General features: G+C 65.4%; 15 protein-coding genes and 2 pseudogenes. 6 read left to right on the top strand and 11 right to left on the bottom strand.

Annotated elements, in window-relative coordinates:
* Window positions 1-39: 39 nt before the first annotated feature.
* From GJ629_RS00430 to GJ629_RS00445, 4 genes and pseudogenes are all read right to left on the bottom strand, one after another.
* Entirely contained in the window at window positions 40-963 is a 924-nt protein-coding gene (locus GJ629_RS00430) for a DMT family transporter (RefSeq protein ID WP_157511243.1), read from the bottom strand.
* Between the two features lie 461 nt (window positions 964-1,424).
* Complete coding sequence (locus GJ629_RS00435; protein WP_157511244.1) at window positions 1,425-2,429, bottom strand: sulfite exporter TauE/SafE family protein; 1,005 nt, start codon at window positions 2,427-2,429, stop codon at window positions 1,425-1,427.
* A pseudogene (locus tag GJ629_RS00440) lies at window positions 2,426-2,982 on the bottom strand (carboxymuconolactone decarboxylase family protein). The gene GJ629_RS00435 and the pseudogene GJ629_RS00440 overlap by 4 nt, the downstream one beginning before the upstream one ends.
* Window positions 2,983-3,056: 74 nt before the next feature.
* Window positions 3,057-3,767, bottom strand: coding sequence for an NAD(P)H-hydrate epimerase (locus GJ629_RS00445; protein WP_157511245.1), 711 nt, complete (start codon window positions 3,765-3,767; stop codon window positions 3,057-3,059).
* Window positions 3,768-3,925: 158 nt separating this feature from the next.
* Between GJ629_RS00445 and GJ629_RS00450 the strand changes: the two genes are divergently transcribed.
* On the top strand, window positions 3,926-4,789 hold the full coding sequence (locus GJ629_RS00450) for an SDR family oxidoreductase (protein WP_157511246.1): 864 nt from the start codon (window positions 3,926-3,928) through the stop codon (window positions 4,787-4,789).
* Window positions 4,782-5,768: a patatin-like phospholipase family protein gene (locus GJ629_RS00455; protein ID WP_157511247.1), complete on the top strand. Its 987-nt coding sequence runs from the start codon at window positions 4,782-4,784 to the stop codon at window positions 5,766-5,768. Before GJ629_RS00450 ends, GJ629_RS00455 begins: the two co-directional genes overlap by 8 nt.
* 85 nt (window positions 5,769-5,853) lie before the next feature.
* Here the strand turns inward: GJ629_RS00455 and GJ629_RS00460 are convergent, their stop codons facing one another.
* The 5 genes from GJ629_RS00460 to GJ629_RS00480 all read right to left on the bottom strand — a co-directional run bounded on the left by GJ629_RS00460 (window position 5,854) and on the right by GJ629_RS00480 (window position 9,669).
* Entirely contained in the window at window positions 5,854-6,591 is a 738-nt protein-coding gene (locus GJ629_RS00460; protein WP_157511248.1) for a methyl-accepting chemotaxis protein, read from the bottom strand.
* Between the two features lie 242 nt (window positions 6,592-6,833).
* Entirely contained in the window at window positions 6,834-8,198 is a 1,365-nt protein-coding gene (locus GJ629_RS00465) for an NAD(P)/FAD-dependent oxidoreductase (protein ID WP_157511249.1), read from the bottom strand.
* Complete coding sequence (locus GJ629_RS00470; RefSeq protein WP_157511250.1) at window positions 8,199-8,573, bottom strand: helix-turn-helix domain-containing protein; 375 nt, start codon at window positions 8,571-8,573, stop codon at window positions 8,199-8,201.
* Window positions 8,574-8,707: 134 nt separating this feature from the next.
* Complete coding sequence (locus tag GJ629_RS00475) at window positions 8,708-9,337, bottom strand: helix-turn-helix domain-containing protein (protein WP_157511251.1); 630 nt, start codon at window positions 9,335-9,337, stop codon at window positions 8,708-8,710.
* Between the two features lie 77 nt (window positions 9,338-9,414).
* Window positions 9,415-9,669 (bottom strand): hypothetical protein, encoded by a 255-nt coding sequence (locus GJ629_RS00480; protein ID WP_157511252.1) that lies wholly within the window; start codon window positions 9,667-9,669, stop codon window positions 9,415-9,417.
* Window positions 9,670-9,894: 225 nt separating this feature from the next.
* On the opposite strand from GJ629_RS00480, the gene GJ629_RS00485 reads away from it, so the two are divergent.
* From GJ629_RS00485 to GJ629_RS00500, 4 genes are all read left to right on the top strand, one after another.
* Window positions 9,895-10,323: a hypothetical protein gene (locus GJ629_RS00485; RefSeq protein WP_157511253.1), complete on the top strand. Its 429-nt coding sequence runs from the start codon at window positions 9,895-9,897 to the stop codon at window positions 10,321-10,323.
* A 55-nt stretch (window positions 10,324-10,378) separates the two neighbouring features.
* Window positions 10,379-10,552, top strand: coding sequence for a hypothetical protein (locus GJ629_RS00490; RefSeq protein WP_157511254.1), 174 nt, complete (start codon window positions 10,379-10,381; stop codon window positions 10,550-10,552).
* Window positions 10,553-10,588: 36 nt separating this feature from the next.
* Window positions 10,589-12,055: a dihydrolipoyl dehydrogenase gene (locus GJ629_RS00495; protein WP_157511255.1), complete on the top strand. Its 1,467-nt coding sequence runs from the start codon at window positions 10,589-10,591 to the stop codon at window positions 12,053-12,055.
* Window positions 12,056-12,214: 159 nt separating this feature from the next.
* The gene (locus GJ629_RS00500) at window positions 12,215-12,571 is read left to right on the top strand and encodes a DsrE family protein (protein WP_157511256.1); all 357 of its coding nucleotides are present in this window, start codon (window positions 12,215-12,217) and stop codon (window positions 12,569-12,571) included.
* Between the two features lie 147 nt (window positions 12,572-12,718).
* On the opposite strand, the pseudogene GJ629_RS00505 reads toward GJ629_RS00500, so the two are convergent.
* Window positions 12,719-13,413 (bottom strand): annotated as a pseudogene (locus GJ629_RS00505) (TIGR00266 family protein).
* Window positions 13,414-13,433: 20 nt separating this feature from the next.
* On the bottom strand, window positions 13,434-13,577 hold the full coding sequence (locus GJ629_RS00510) for a hypothetical protein (RefSeq protein WP_157511257.1): 144 nt from the start codon (window positions 13,575-13,577) through the stop codon (window positions 13,434-13,436).
* Window positions 13,578-13,800: the final 223 nt, after the last annotated feature.

Consider the following 13,800-nt stretch of genomic DNA (forward strand, 5'->3'; position numbering starts at 1 on the left):
GATGTATAATCGGACGAGAGCCGAACAGGGGCCGCCAGATCACTTTTCACTCTCGCTGTGCAACCGGAACCGAGTGAACTCGGAGCGAAGAGCGTCTCGCTTCAAGATACCGAACCCGACGAGAATCAGCACGAACCCAACCACAGTGTAGGCCGTCGGCGTCTCACCGAGGAACAGCAGCCCCGTTACTGCCGCCACGACGGGCGCAGCATAGGAAACTAGATTGATCTCTATCGGCCCGAGGCGATCGAGAAGATCAAAGTAGATCAGGAATCCCAGTGCACTCGCTACGACGACGAGGTAGAGCAGCGCCAAGATGGCCTCTCCTGTCCATCGCACGTCGCTCACGGATTCAGCTAAGGCCACACTCGCTCCGTGCATCAACACCGCTCCGAGGAGCATCGACCACGCTTCCATCGTCTCTATCGGGAGGTCGCCATCGACGCGGCGGGTCAGAACGCTCCCGAGCGCGAACGAAGCGGCGGCCAAGAATATCAGAAACAGCGAGACTGTCCGCGTGTCGAAGAGGTTGTTCGGGTCGGGATTGCTCAACACACCGACCCCAGCGAATCCGATGAGGAGCCCGACGGTTCCAACAATCGTGAGTCGTTCGTCCGGCAGGAACGCCCGTGCGAACCCCGTCGTGAGGATCGGCGAGAGGCTGACGATGATGGCGGCGGCAGCACTCGTCGTGCCCTGTTCCCCGACGAAGAGGAACGCGTGGTAGGCGGCTATCATAAGCGTGCCACCGATACCGACTAGAGCCCATTCGTTCCGAGTTCGGGGTATCCAGCGATCGGTAACAAATATTGCGTATCCAAGCATCAGCACGCCCGCCAAGTCGTACCTGAACGCCGCGAAGAGAACCGGTGGGAAGAACTCCAAGCCCGCCTTGATGGCGGTGAAGGCACTACCCCACGCGACGGCCAACGCCACGAAGAGGATCGCATTTCTGAATCTCATTTGTTCCTCAAACACTCTTCTGTACGTGCTCAGTCACACGGTTCACTCGGAGTGAACCAGTCGGTTACGGTTCGAGAGTGAACAGCAGTAGGCTGTGGGCTCACAGAGAGTGGGTCGGGGCACCCATCGATCCAGTGGACCGCCGCTGGGACGCCACGGTTCGTCGGAGCCCACGCTGGGCCCGGATGCTAGTGGTATCTGGTCTGCTGATTCCGAATCGTCGGGTGTGTTCTGAGGGGCCTCGAATGGCTGGTCGGAATCGCGCGTCCCGCCACGGGTGGTCGCGTCACCAGTATCGCCACTGGGACATCCCGCGACGCCGGTGACTGTCAGCCCACCGAGCGTGAGAACGACCCGACGACATACTTCCAGTGGTTCGCCCTGTTCTCAATCACAAAATTCTGCTGGACAGTGGGGTGAAAGCCTGTACAGAAAGACGAATTCTTGGCTTCGACACGCGATCAGGCCACGACGAACTCGGTACCGAGGACGACGAGGCCGACGAGCGCAAACACGACGCCGAGGCCGGTCTCCATCAGTTCGCTCGGGACGTACTTCCCGGCCCGTGTCCCGACGGTGCCGCCGACGACGACGCCGGGAATCGACCACGCGACCACGTACCAGACCGGGGTGGCAGTCAGTGCGTGGACCAGTGCGCCGGCCGTGGCCGCGATGGCGAGGACGAACACGCTCGTCGCGACGGCGACCCGCGGGGGGATCCGACACCGGACGATGAGTTGTGTGGTCACGATCTCCGGGAGGCCGGCGCTGATCAGTCCCGTGACGAACCCGCCGACGGTCGAGAGGGTCACGCCCGGCGGCCGCCAGCACGTGTCGTAGGTGAACGTCTCGCCGTCGGCTGCCTCCACCGTCGTCGTCCCGCGCCCGGAGTTTTTCTCCCGGAGGAACTCGCCCTCGCACTCGCCGGGTTCACACTGCTCGGGCGACTCGTAGTAGACCAGGAACCCGCCGAGGACCAGCAACCCGACGCCGAAGATTCCCTTCAGGACCCGCGTCGGGACGTAGTGGGTGGCGAGTGCGCCGGCGACCACGGCCGGGACCGCGCCCGCGAGGAGCCACTTCGCCGTCCGGAAGTCGACGACGCGCTGTTTGACGTACGATCGCAGGCCGTTCCCCATCCCGAACACCTCGGTGAGGAGTCCGGCCCCGATGGCCTGAGACGGCGTCAGCCCGACGACGAGCATGAAGAAGGGACTGAAAAACAGCGCACCGGAGACGCCCGACGCCAGCGCGACCGCCGAGAACAGGATCGAGACCGGGAACACCCACCAGTGGTTCACAAACTGCGCCGTGAACGCGGGGCCGAAGACGCTGTCGAGCTGTGCGACCACGGCCGACGGGAGCCCGAGGCCGGCGGTAGCCGACTGGCTCGCACCGACGGCCGGGTCGACCAGCACGAACGTCCCGAGCGTAGCCAGGAGGACACCGGCGACCGTCCGTCTCATTCGAACAGCGCGGAGACGGTCTCGTCGTCGGGCGTCCAGCCGACGAACGCCCCGCCCTCGAAGGGGAGGTCGACGGACGCGACGTAGTTACAGAGCCCGACGTAGAAGTCGACGAGCAGTCCGACCGCGACGATTTCCGCCGGCGCGTACACCGCCGCCAGCGCGGCGTGAATCTGGTCGGTCACCGCACCAGTCGCGACCGCCTCGGCGTACTGCAGCAGGACGAACTCCTCGTCGTCGAATCCGGAGAAGTCCCACCCGCCGATGGCCCGCATCTCGTCGGTCCCGACGCCCTTCTCGCGGGCGATGTCCACGTGCTGGTGCCACTCGTAGCGCGCCCCGCGAACCCGGGCAACCGTCAGAATGACCAGTTCCTTCCGTCGCGGCGTCAACTGGTCGTACAGCGTCTCTAAGTACTCCAGGGTGCTTCGAGCACCTCGGGATTGTGGGCCCACACCCGGAAGATGTGCCGGTCGCCCAAGTAGTCGTCCGTGAAGAGATAGTGGTACTGTTCGGGTATCTCGTCTTTTTCGAGGCGGTCCAATCGGGTCACGTCGGTAGGTCGGGCGAGGAGGTCATTAACTGTCTCTCACGCGCGGGTAACCGGCTGCAGTAGCCGTGCCCGACTCAGAGCGCGTCGAGTTCGATCCAGTACTCGTCCGCGAACGGACTCGCGTAGGGAATATCCAGCGCGTCGTAGACGCCGGCGGGAATCGCGATGTCTGCGAGAAACAGGTCCGCGTCGAGGCCCGCCAGTCCGGTCTTCGGGAGCGCGAGCGTGACCACGCGGTCCGGACGGACGACCGGGCCGGAGCGGTCGCCGGTCGTCGCGTCTAGTCCCGACGGCACGTCCAGCGAGACGGTCGGGGCGTCGCCGATGGCGTCGGCGAGCGACGCCGCAGTGCCGCGCAGGGCCCCTTCCAGACCGTAGCCCACGAGCGCGTCCACGACCGTGCCCGGGCGGTCGTCGAGTGTGTCCGGACCGCTTTCGACCGGGACACCCATCGCGCGAAGCGTCTCGTACTGCGTGCGAGCGGCGCCGTCGAGGGCCTCCGGATCGCGATCCAGTACGACGGAGACCCGAACGCCCCGATTCGCGAGATGCCGCGCACAACAGAGCCCGCCGCCGCCGTTGCCGCCGCTCCCGGCCAGCACCGTGACGGGGCCCGCCCCGAGGTCCCGAACGTGCCAGGCCAGGTTCCGGCCGGCGTTCTCCATCATCTGGAGGAGCCCAAGGCCGAACTCCCCGACGGCGACGCGGTCGACCGCTCGCATCTCCGCGGCCGTCACGGCCGTGACCGAATCTCCGTTTGGCGTCTGAAACGTGTCCGTTTGCATGCGTTCGATTACCGTCCCGAGACGGGAGACGAGTCTTGATAGGACGGTCGTTGGCCGGGTCGTTAAAACTGCGCCGTGTGTGCGTTCCTAGCTGACAGTTACCCGGACGTGAGGTGGCCTTATTCTGTCTGGACTCGATCGTACTGTTGTGACTTGTTATGAGTGACGAAGAACTGGATCTCAGCGCCCCCGAACTGACGCCCGAGGACGTCCTCACCATCGACGACCCGTACTTCCACGCGGACACCGTCGCGGTCGTGACGGGCGCGGCCTCCGGTATCGGGCGTGCGACGGCCGTCGCGCTCGCGGCGAACGGCCTCACCGTCGTCGGAGCCGACATCGACGAGGACGGACTGGCCGAGACCGAGGAGATGGTCGAGGACTTCGACCTCGACGGGCGGTTCGTGGGATCGCTGACCGACCTCATGGACGACGACGACGTCGAGGCGGTCGTCGCGGCGGCGGCCGAGGAGGGCGACCTCCGGTTCGTCGCCAACATCGCCGGGATGCAACACATCGCGAGCATCCCCGAGTTCCCGATGGAGAAGTACGACCTCCTGTCGGACATCATGCTCCGCTCGCCGTTCAAAATGTCCCAGGCCGCGATGCCGCACATCCGAGAGACCGACGACGGGGTGGGCGCTATCGCCAATATGTCCTCCGTGCACGGCCACTACGCGACGAAGGACAAGCCTGCGTACATCACCGCCAAGCACGGGTTGACCGGCCTCACCCGCGCTATCGCCGCCGAGGGCGAGGGGTCCCTGCGGAGCTTCACCGTCAGCGTCGGCTACGTGTTGACGCCGCTGATGGTCAACCAGATCGAGGACACCGCCGAAGAGCGCGGCCTCTCGAAACGGCAGGTCGTCGAGAACGTGATGCTCGGCCAGGCCCGCACGAAGGAGATGATGACGCCCGCGGAGGTCGCGAACCTCTTCGTCTTCGGCTTCTCCAGCCACGCCACACACCTCAACGGCGCGGACCTGCTGTTCGACGGCGGGTACACCCACACGTATGAGTGAGTCCTCCTCGGACGGCGGAAGCGACGCCGAGGAACCTACCAAGGTCGCCATCGCCTGCCAGGGCGGCGGGAGCCACACCGCGTTCACCTGCGGCGTCCTCCGGGAACTGCTCGACGACTGGGACGACCAGTACGAACTGGTCGGCATCAGCGGCACCTCCGGCGGCGCGTTCAACGCCCTCGCGGTGTGGTACGGCCTCGTCACCGAGGGGCCGGAGACGGCCAGACGGATCGTCGGCGAGTTGTGGGACGACCTGGCCGTCGATGGCGTCCAAGACCGCTGGCTCAACACGATGGTCACGACCCTCAACCGGATGGAGAGCGCCGGCTACCCCCTGCCGTCGGTCAGTCCCTACCAGATTCCCGGCCCGGAGGTCGGCAAGCGACGGATCCGGACCATCCTCGAACGCCACATCGACTTCGACGCGGTCCCCGACCTCTGTGGGACGACCGCGCCCGAACTGGTCGTCGGGACCGTCGACATCAACGCGGGCGTCTTCGAGACGTTCACCAACGAGGACGTCACCGTCGACGCCGTCCTCGCGTCGGCGGCCGTGCCGAACCTCTTCGAGGCCGTCGAGATCAACGGCCACCTCCACTGGGACGGCCTGTTCTCCCAGAACCCGCCGGTGAGCGACCTGATGCACCAGCCACCGGAGCGCAAACCCGAGGAGCTGTGGGTGATCCAGATCAACGCCCAGGAGTTCGAGGGCGAACCCACCACCAACGAGGTCATCGCCGACCGGCGCAACGAACTGTCGGGCAACATCTCGCTGAACCAGGAGCTCAACTTCATCGAGCAGGTCAACGAGTGGGTCGAGACCGGCAAACTCCCCGCCGACGAGTTCGAACACACCGAGGTCCGCCGGATCCAGATGAGCGACCGGTTCCACTGCTCGACGAAGGTAGACCGGGACCCGGAGTTCCTCGACGAACTGCGGGAGCTTGGTGCCGAGCGCGCACGAGCGTTTCTGGGCTGACGGATCACCCGAAACGCGACGGCAGGGAGACGCCGGTGTCGTCGGCGTGATCGGTCCGGACTGTGGACGAGGCGACGGCAAACACCTAGGCGCCGCCGATCCGCTCCTGCAGTTCGTTGGCCTGGTCGATCGCGTCGATCACCTTGCTCGCGAGGCCGTCGACATCGTCCGCGAACGCCTGCGTCGTGTCGGCCACCTCGTCGACGCTCCGGGAGGTCTCGACGGCGCTGTCGGCGATCCCATCGAGGTCCGTGACGGTCTCGGTGATCGAGTCGGCCGCGACCGCGGTCTTCTCGTCGACCGCTTCGATCTCGGCGATGGTGTCCTCGGCGTCGGACTGGACCTCCGCGACGATGGTCTCGATTTCGGTCGCCTGCTGTTGGGCCTGTTCGGCGAGGGTCTTGACCTCGTCGGCGACGACGGCGAACCCGTCGCCCTCCGCACCGACGCGAGCGGCCTCGATCGAAGCGTTCAGCGCCAGCATGTTCGTCTGGTCGGCGATCTCGTTCAGGATCGCGGTGATCTCGTCGATCTCGCTGACGGTCTGCTGGAGGGTTTCGAGACGGTCACGGGCCTCGGTCGCGGCCTCGTTGGCTTCGCCGACGGCGTCGTGGGCCTGTTGGGCCGAGTCCTGTGCCGTCTCCGCACGCTCGACCGTCTCCGTGCTCGACTGGTTGGCCTCGGCGGCGTTGCGGGACAGCGTCGCGATCACCTCGCTGGACTCGCTTAGTTCCGTCCCGATGACCGAGAGCAACTCGGCGTGGTTCAGCGTCAACTGTTCGACCTGCTCGTTCGCCGATTGTCCGGATTCGTGCTCACTCATTGGTGCTTGCCGTGGGATTTCGTTTCGACGTGCGCATATGTGTCCCTTGTACACGCACGACAGAGGTATTTGAGGACAGGTCCCAGAGTATCGGACGCAATGTCAGACGAAGATATCCACGCCTGTGACTGCGGGGCGACGTTCGACACGCTCGACCAACTGAAAGCACACGCCAAGGAGAACCACCCCGACGCCTACGAGGAGAACTTCGAAGACTGAACCGCCCCTGCGCGATGACTCTTTTACAGTGAGACATCCTCGAAGGCGTACTGCACCACCTTGTTGAGCGTCGGGTGCGCGTGGATGGTGTCGGTGATGTCCGAGACGTGGCCCGACCCCGCCCGCATCGCCACGACGACTTCGTGGATCATCGTCGACGCCTCGTAGCCGAGCATATGACACCCCAGTATCTCGCCGTCCGGGGACGCGAGCATCTTCACGAAGCCGTGATCGAGTTTCTTCGCCCGGCCCATCGGCGTCCCGGGGAGGTCCTCGCGCCCGACGACGTACTCGGTGCCCGCCTCCTCCAGTTCGGCCTCGGTCTCGCCGACGCCGGCCATCTGCGGTTCGGTGAAGATAGCGTGGGGCATCGCGGTGAAGTCGGCCGCGGCGTCCCCGCCGTGGACGACGTTCTCGACAGTGACCTGTGTCTCGTAGTCGCCGGAGTGTTTGAACATCGCGTTGTCCGCGATGTCCCCCTGCGCCCAGACGCCCTCAGCGGAGGTCTGCAGGCGGTCGTCGGTCACGACGAACCCCCTGTCGTCGGTCTCGATACCCGCCGCCGCGACGTCCAGCGTGTCGGTGTTGGGCCGCCGGCCGAGCGCGACCAGCACGTCCTCGCCCCGGACGGCGACCGTGTCGCCGTTTTCGGCCTCCGCGTGGACGACGACGCCGTCGCCGTCCTCCTCGACGCGCGTCGCCCGGTAGCCCGTGTACACCTCGTGGCGCTCGCTCGCGATGTCGGTGAACGCTTCGGCCACGTCCGGGTCCTCGCGGGGCACCAGCGAATCCATCATCTCGACGATGGTCACGTCCGTCCCCAGCGACTCGAAGAAGTAGCCCAGTTCGACCGCGATGTAGCCGCCGCCGAGGATCACCAGCGAGTCGGGCTGTTCGCGCTGGTACAGCGCCTCGGTGCTGGTTATGTAGTCGACCTCGTCTAGGCCGTCGATGGGCGGCACCAGCGGACGGGACCCCGCGGCGACGACGACCTTGTCCGCGCTGACTCGCTCCCCGCCCACCTCGACGGTTCGCTCGTCCACGAAGACGGCCTCGTCTTTGTACATCGTCAGGTGCTCCTTCCTGCGGTATCTGTCCTCTATCCCCGCCGCCAGCGGCGAGAGCGTCTCGTCCATGTCGTCGATGATCGCCGCGTAGTCGACGTCTTCGAGGCTCGCGTCGAGGAAGAACCGGTCCGCGTCGCGGACGTGGTTGGCGGCGGTCGCCGCTTGAATCAGCATCTTCGAGGGGTTACAGCCGCGGTTGAGACAGGTCCCGCCGAGGGGCCCATTCTCGACGAGCGCCGTGTCGAGGCCGGCGTCGGCCGCGGCGGCGGCGACGTTGTTCCCGGTGCCGCCGCCGACCACGAGGACGTCGTGGTGGGGCATCTACTCGCCCTCCGCCGGTCCGTACTCGGTCCCCCAGTGCACCACCGACGAGACGACTGGCTCGAGTGCCCGACCGCGCTCGGTCAGCGAGTACTCGACGCGCACGGGCTGGTCGTTGACGATAGTCCGGTCGACGATGCCGTCCGCCTCCAGCGTGGTCAGGCTCTCCGAGAGCATCTTCGAGGACACGTCGACCAGTTCGGACTTGAGCGCGCTGAACCCCATCGGGCCGTGCTCCAGCAGTCGGTAGACGATCCGTAGGTGCCACTTCCGGCCGAGGATATCCTGCACGTCGTCGAACAGTTCACTCGGGTTCGTGAACAGCGATTGTCCGTCGGCCACACCACGGCTCCGCGAGAGTGGTTCCGAACTCATACAGCCACAGACACACCGACCGGTAATCAAGCACAAACGGACGCGCGGCTCGAACCCCCGTCCCCGAAACCGTTATATACGAGAACGTCCCGCGGCGTCGCGATATCTGAGCGCCCCAGTTCACGAAGGGGGGTTCAGGAGTCCTCTCGCGCCTCGAAGCGCTCCCAGAACACCTCGTTGAGTCCGTCCTCGTACTCGCCGTCCCGATAGTCCTCCTTGGTGAGATTCGCCTCCTCGATGAGCGAGGCCGCCTCTCCCGCCCAGGCGTAGAACCCAACCAACGTCTCCTCGCGCATCTCGTCCAGATCGATAGAGTGGTAGACGTTGACGAACCCGCCGGACTCGCGGTTCAGCTGTGACTTCTGTAGGAGGCCGAACTCGACGAGTTCGTTCAGGTACTGCCGGACGGTGGTCTCGTCGTACTCCAGCCGCTCGGCGAGTTCGCTCGGGGAGAGCGGTCCCTCACCGATGACACAGAGACAGACGTCCAGCCCCGCCTTGGGCAGGCCGAAGGCGTCGAGCAGGACCTGCCGGACGTCCGGCGGCCGAATGTCCAGCGCGCACTCCTCGACGCGCTCCATCGGTTCGTCGTGACAGGTCATCCCGCCGTCGCAGTCCTGCATCGTCAGGACGACGTTGTTGCAGTCGGTACACCGGTAGATTGCGTACTCCCGGTCCGCGAGACTGACCGACGACGCCGTCTCGTCGGCCTCGGTGGACCGGAGCGAGAGCGACGGCTCGCGCGCGGACTCGTCGTCAGTCATCGGTCGGTACACCGCCCCTCTGGTGGTCCATAGTCGACGGAAGGTACACGTGTCGGTGCATTAAATTTGAGCCCGTCTCAGTCGTCGACGACATCGAGCACGAGGACGTCGTCGGCGTCGACGTCGAGCGCCAGCAGTTCGTGTGCGGTGACCGTCGGACGATACCCGTCGCCGGTGGCCTCGAGTAGGTCGTGGCCCCGAAGCGACCGACACTGCGGCTCGACAGTCTGATGATCGAGGGACGCGGCGACGGCCCTCGCCGTGACCGGGTCCCCGGACTGTCGGTACAGGTCGACAAGCGTTTCGAGGACGGTGTACAGTGACGGGGACATACGTGAGTCGTGGGGGTGCCGAGGACGGTCGCCGATGTGGAGAGTGTTCGTGGCCGACCGAATAGGACTTACTCACCGCCGCGAGACCGTGTTACTTCGGCCTCACGCGTCGTCTTCCCGTGGCGTAACCCGGTCACGCCGGCCTCAGATCAACACTATACGCTCCGGCGACGACTTGGTAACTAGAGGTAACCGAACTCGGGCGCGGAGCCCGGAGACACAACAATGGCTGACGTAAGCATCATCAACGGACTCGCAGGTGGATTGCTCGCAACTATCGTTATGACCGTGTTTATGATGGCTCTCGGCGACGACTCGCCGCCACCGACGGCCGCGCTCTGGGCGAAATACGTGGGCGACGGTCCCCCCGAGGAGTATATGATGCAGGGGATGGCGCTGCACATACTGTACGGGATCAGCGCCGGCGCTGCGTTCGCGGTGTTGTTCACGGTGCTCGAATTCGGACTCTCGGTGGTGACGGCGGTCGGTCTCGGACTCGGGTACGGGGTCGTCCTGACGGTGGTCGGTGCCGTGTTCTGGATGAACGTCGTCCTCGATATGGACCCGGACCCGGCGATGGTCGGTACGTTCGCGCTGTTCCATCTCGTCTACGGGGCCGTGCTCGGCGGTTGGATCTCGCAGGGACTGCTGTGATCGGGACTCGACGGCTTGTCCGCGGCTAACGCCGGTGTTACCGCACTTATTGATGATGACGGCCCTCCGCGCCGACGGGACGATTTGGAACCCCGCGGCGGGCGAGAGCGAGGAGGGGCGGGCACTCGACCGGATGCCTGCGCGGCGGTTGTTCGCGTTCGCCTGGCAGGACGACCACGGGCCGGACGCGCTCTACCGGCCCGAGAGTGATGTTTTACTGATAGGTTAGCTCGGTTTCAAGGAGACAGTCCGTGACAGTCCTGCTATGGACGAGTTCGACTTTCTGGTCATCGGCTCCGGATCCGGCCTAGACGTGGCGAACGTCGCGACGAACCGAGGGCAGTCGGTCGCCGTCGTCGAGAAGGGGCACCTCGGCGGGACCTGTCTCAACCGCGGGTGCATCCCATCGAAACTGCTACTGTATCACGCGGACGTGCTGGAGACGGTCGAGCGCGCCGGGGAGTTCGACATCGACGCGACCGTCGAGAGCGTCGACTTCGCCGAGATCGTCCGCGAGGTCAACGAGGAAGTCAACAGCGACGCCGAGTCCATCCGGCGCGGACTGACCGCCTCGCCCGACCACGAACTGTACGACGGCGAGGCTCGCTTCGTCGACGACCGGACAGTCGAAGTCTCGGGCGGCGCGGACGACGGGGCCCGTCTCCGGGCCGAAACCGTCCTGATCGCGGCCGGGACGCGGCCGGCGGTCCCGGACGTCGACGGTATCGAGTCCGTCGACTATCTGACCAGCACGGAGGCGTTGCAGTTAGAGACGCCGCCAGAGCACCTCCTGATCGTCGGCGGGGGCTACATCGCCGCCGAACTCGGGCACTTCTTCGGGACCTTCGGGAGCGACGTGACCATCGTCGGCCGGCGACCGAACCTCCTGCCCGAGGCCGACGAGGAGGTGGCGGCGGCGTTTACCGACCGCTACGCCGACCGGTTCACCGTCCACACCGGGCACGCGGCCACGGCCGTCTCCCAAGACGGCGACGAGATTACGCTCGAGGCACAGCCCTACGAGTACGGGGACAGCGGGGGCGTCGGCGATGCCGAGGCCGGCGAGAGCGCAGGCATCGTCGAGGGCGCGGACGGCGTACGCGCTACCGGCGACGCACTGCTCGTCGCGGCTGGACGGGTCTCCAACGCCGACACGCTGAACCTCGAAGCGACGGGTGTCGAGACCGACGAGCGCGGTTTCGTCGAGACCGACGGGTACCTGCGGACGGACGCCGACGGCGTCTGGGCGCTGGGCGACATCGTCGGCGAGTACCTGCTCAAACACAGCGCCAACCACGAAGCCAAGGCGGCGGTCCGGAACATCTTTGGCGACGACCCACAGCCCGTCGACTACAGCGCGATGCCGTTTGCCGTCTTTGCCTCGCCCGAAGTGGCCGGCGTCGGCGCGAAGGAAGCGGACCTGCGAGCGGCCAGTGAAGAGTACGCCACGAACACCTACCGATACGAGGACACCGCCCGCGGCGACGCGATGAAAGCCGAGGGCTTCGTGAAGGCCATCGTCGACCTCGACGGCGAGATCCGCGGCTGTCACGTGATCGGCCCCGACGCCTCGACGCTGATACAAGAGGTCGTCGTCGCGATGAGGTCCGGGACGGGTTCGGTCCAGGACATCCGGAACGCCGTCCACATCCACCCGGCGCTGCCCGAAGTCGTCGACCGGGCGTTCTCCGGGCAGTTCAGCCGCGGCGGGACCCACGAACACCGCCACTGATCGTCCTGCCGCGCTCCGCGTGACGGGTCGGGACGACCGGGGACCCGCCGTCCGCGTGACTCACTGGCGAGTGATGGAACTACTCGTAACACGACTGTCACCGGCTTACGTTGACGTTCGCGCGGCCTTATCCCCCTGACCCGGCTACAGAGGAGTGGAATGACCAAAGCAGCAGTCGTAATCCTCGCCGGTACGGAATCGCACGCGGACCACGGTCGCCTCGCCAACGGCCTCGAAGCGGCCAAGGAGTTCGCCGAGACCGAAGGCGACGAACTCGAACTGATCTTCGACGGCGCCGGGACACAGTGGATCCCGGAGCTCGAGGACGAGGACAGCGACTACCACGAGCTCTACCGGACGGTCAAGGCCGACTCCTCGGTCTGTGACTTCTGTTCGGGTGCCTTCGGCGTGACGGACGCCGTCGCCGACTCGGGCGTCCAACTGGTGGACGACCACGACGGCCACCCGAGCATCCGCTCGCTCGTCGACGACGACTACGAGATCATCACGTTCTAGCCGGACGACCCGGAGCGAGGCCGGTCGAGCGGGAACGGCCGCAACCACCGCGGGTTTCTGGCTTCGCTGTGTCGCGTTCACCCGCCTGCCGTGTTCGAGCCGGATGGCGGCGGTGATCGTTGCAACCCCCGCGTTCGGGACGACACGTCATTCACCGATAGAGATGTCCGCCTCCTCACCGGGCAACCGCGGGGCGAGAACCTCGACCAGCGAATCCATATCGCGCGTCTGGTACCACGCTGTTCCCGGACCGGTGAACTCGAAGACGAGTCCCTCACCGCTCAGTAGCGTCGATTTGAGGTCACCGACCCGGCGAGTCGAATACTCGATTTCGTCGTCCCAAGCGATCAGGTGTTCGTTGTCCAGAACGTACGACTCGCCGCAGCCAACTCGAGTTTTTCGAGGCCGCCGTACGCGTCGATGAACACCGTCCCGGTGCCTTTTAACGCAAGCGGGGTCAAGCCGGCTTCTCCCAGCACTGACTTGAGGCCGCCTATCTCGGAATCGATGTCGATACCATCTGTTCCCGCGATGAACGCACCGTCGGTGGAGTACAGCGTCTCACCCTCTAGCTCGTGGGACATAATGTCCCCGGGCGTCGGGGGCGCGAGGGTCACAGTTCCCGGCCCATCTTCGGCAGTGAACTCGTTGGTGAACATCGATTCACCGCCGAGCATCGACTTTGCGGAACTGAGAAGGCCGTCGCGGCTCGTTCCGGTGTCTATCGAGATAGTCGTCGAGTGACCGACCATCGCGCCGGGTTCGGCAACGATCGATTCGCCACGGTCTAGTGTTATTTGTAGGTGAGTGTACGACGGTCGGTGTGAGAACTCGTAGTCCATTGGTGGGTAGTCGGTGTCGGTCAGTCAGCGGCGGGGCGTTCCTGTTCGGCGGTGAACGCTCGTTCGTCTGTGCTGTCGGAAGCGTTACGCCATCTGGAGAGGCTGTACGCTGCGACGACTGCCACGGCCGTGACACCTGCAACGTACGTTCTGTTGAGTTTCATCTACGACCGAGACAACGTACCGAAGGGGAATAAAACGGGAATCAGTGTTTCAGACGGAGAAACACTGCTGAGGGATGGGTGGAGTAGCCCCACGGGTGTGTCATAGATGCTGTCAAGTGTGGGCGAGATTACTGCCGAGGAGTCGACCGTGTACGCCGAGAGTACCGGTGAAGGGAACCGCACGTGGGGCGACGACCGCGACAACAATCGCTCCTCTCAGTAG

The sequence above is a fragment of the Halapricum sp. CBA1109 genome, from assembly GCF_009741825.1.
Taxonomy (GTDB): Archaea; Halobacteriota; Halobacteria; order Halobacteriales; family Haloarculaceae; genus Halapricum.

Coding starts and splice junctions, on each gene's coding strand:
- GJ629_RS00460 (WP_157511248.1), bottom strand. CDS start 6,591: ATGAGTGAGCACGAATCCGGACAATCGGCGAACGAGCAGGTCGAACAG.
- GJ629_RS00430 (WP_157511243.1), bottom strand. CDS start 963: ATGAGATTCAGAAATGCGATCCTCTTCGTGGCGTTGGCCGTCGCGTGG.
- GJ629_RS00495 (WP_157511255.1), top strand. CDS start 10,589: ATGGACGAGTTCGACTTTCTGGTCATCGGCTCCGGATCCGGCCTAGAC.
- GJ629_RS00475 (WP_157511251.1), bottom strand. CDS start 9,337: ATGACTGACGACGAGTCCGCGCGCGAGCCGTCGCTCTCGCTCCGGTCC.
- GJ629_RS00450 (WP_157511246.1), top strand. CDS start 3,926: ATGAGTGACGAAGAACTGGATCTCAGCGCCCCCGAACTGACGCCCGAG.
- GJ629_RS00480 (WP_157511252.1), bottom strand. CDS start 9,669: ATGTCCCCGTCACTGTACACCGTCCTCGAAACGCTTGTCGACCTGTAC.
- GJ629_RS00455 (WP_157511247.1), top strand. CDS start 4,782: ATGAGTGAGTCCTCCTCGGACGGCGGAAGCGACGCCGAGGAACCTACC.
- GJ629_RS00485 (WP_157511253.1), top strand. CDS start 9,895: ATGGCTGACGTAAGCATCATCAACGGACTCGCAGGTGGATTGCTCGCA.
- GJ629_RS00490 (WP_157511254.1), top strand. CDS start 10,379: ATGACGGCCCTCCGCGCCGACGGGACGATTTGGAACCCCGCGGCGGGC.
- GJ629_RS00465 (WP_157511249.1), bottom strand. CDS start 8,198: ATGCCCCACCACGACGTCCTCGTGGTCGGCGGCGGCACCGGGAACAAC.
- GJ629_RS00510 (WP_157511257.1), bottom strand. CDS start 13,577: ATGAAACTCAACAGAACGTACGTTGCAGGTGTCACGGCCGTGGCAGTC.
- GJ629_RS00435 (WP_157511244.1), bottom strand. CDS start 2,429: ATGAGACGGACGGTCGCCGGTGTCCTCCTGGCTACGCTCGGGACGTTC.
- GJ629_RS00500 (WP_157511256.1), top strand. CDS start 12,215: ATGACCAAAGCAGCAGTCGTAATCCTCGCCGGTACGGAATCGCACGCG.
- GJ629_RS00445 (WP_157511245.1), bottom strand. CDS start 3,767: ATGCAAACGGACACGTTTCAGACGCCAAACGGAGATTCGGTCACGGCC.
- GJ629_RS00470 (WP_157511250.1), bottom strand. CDS start 8,573: ATGAGTTCGGAACCACTCTCGCGGAGCCGTGGTGTGGCCGACGGACAA.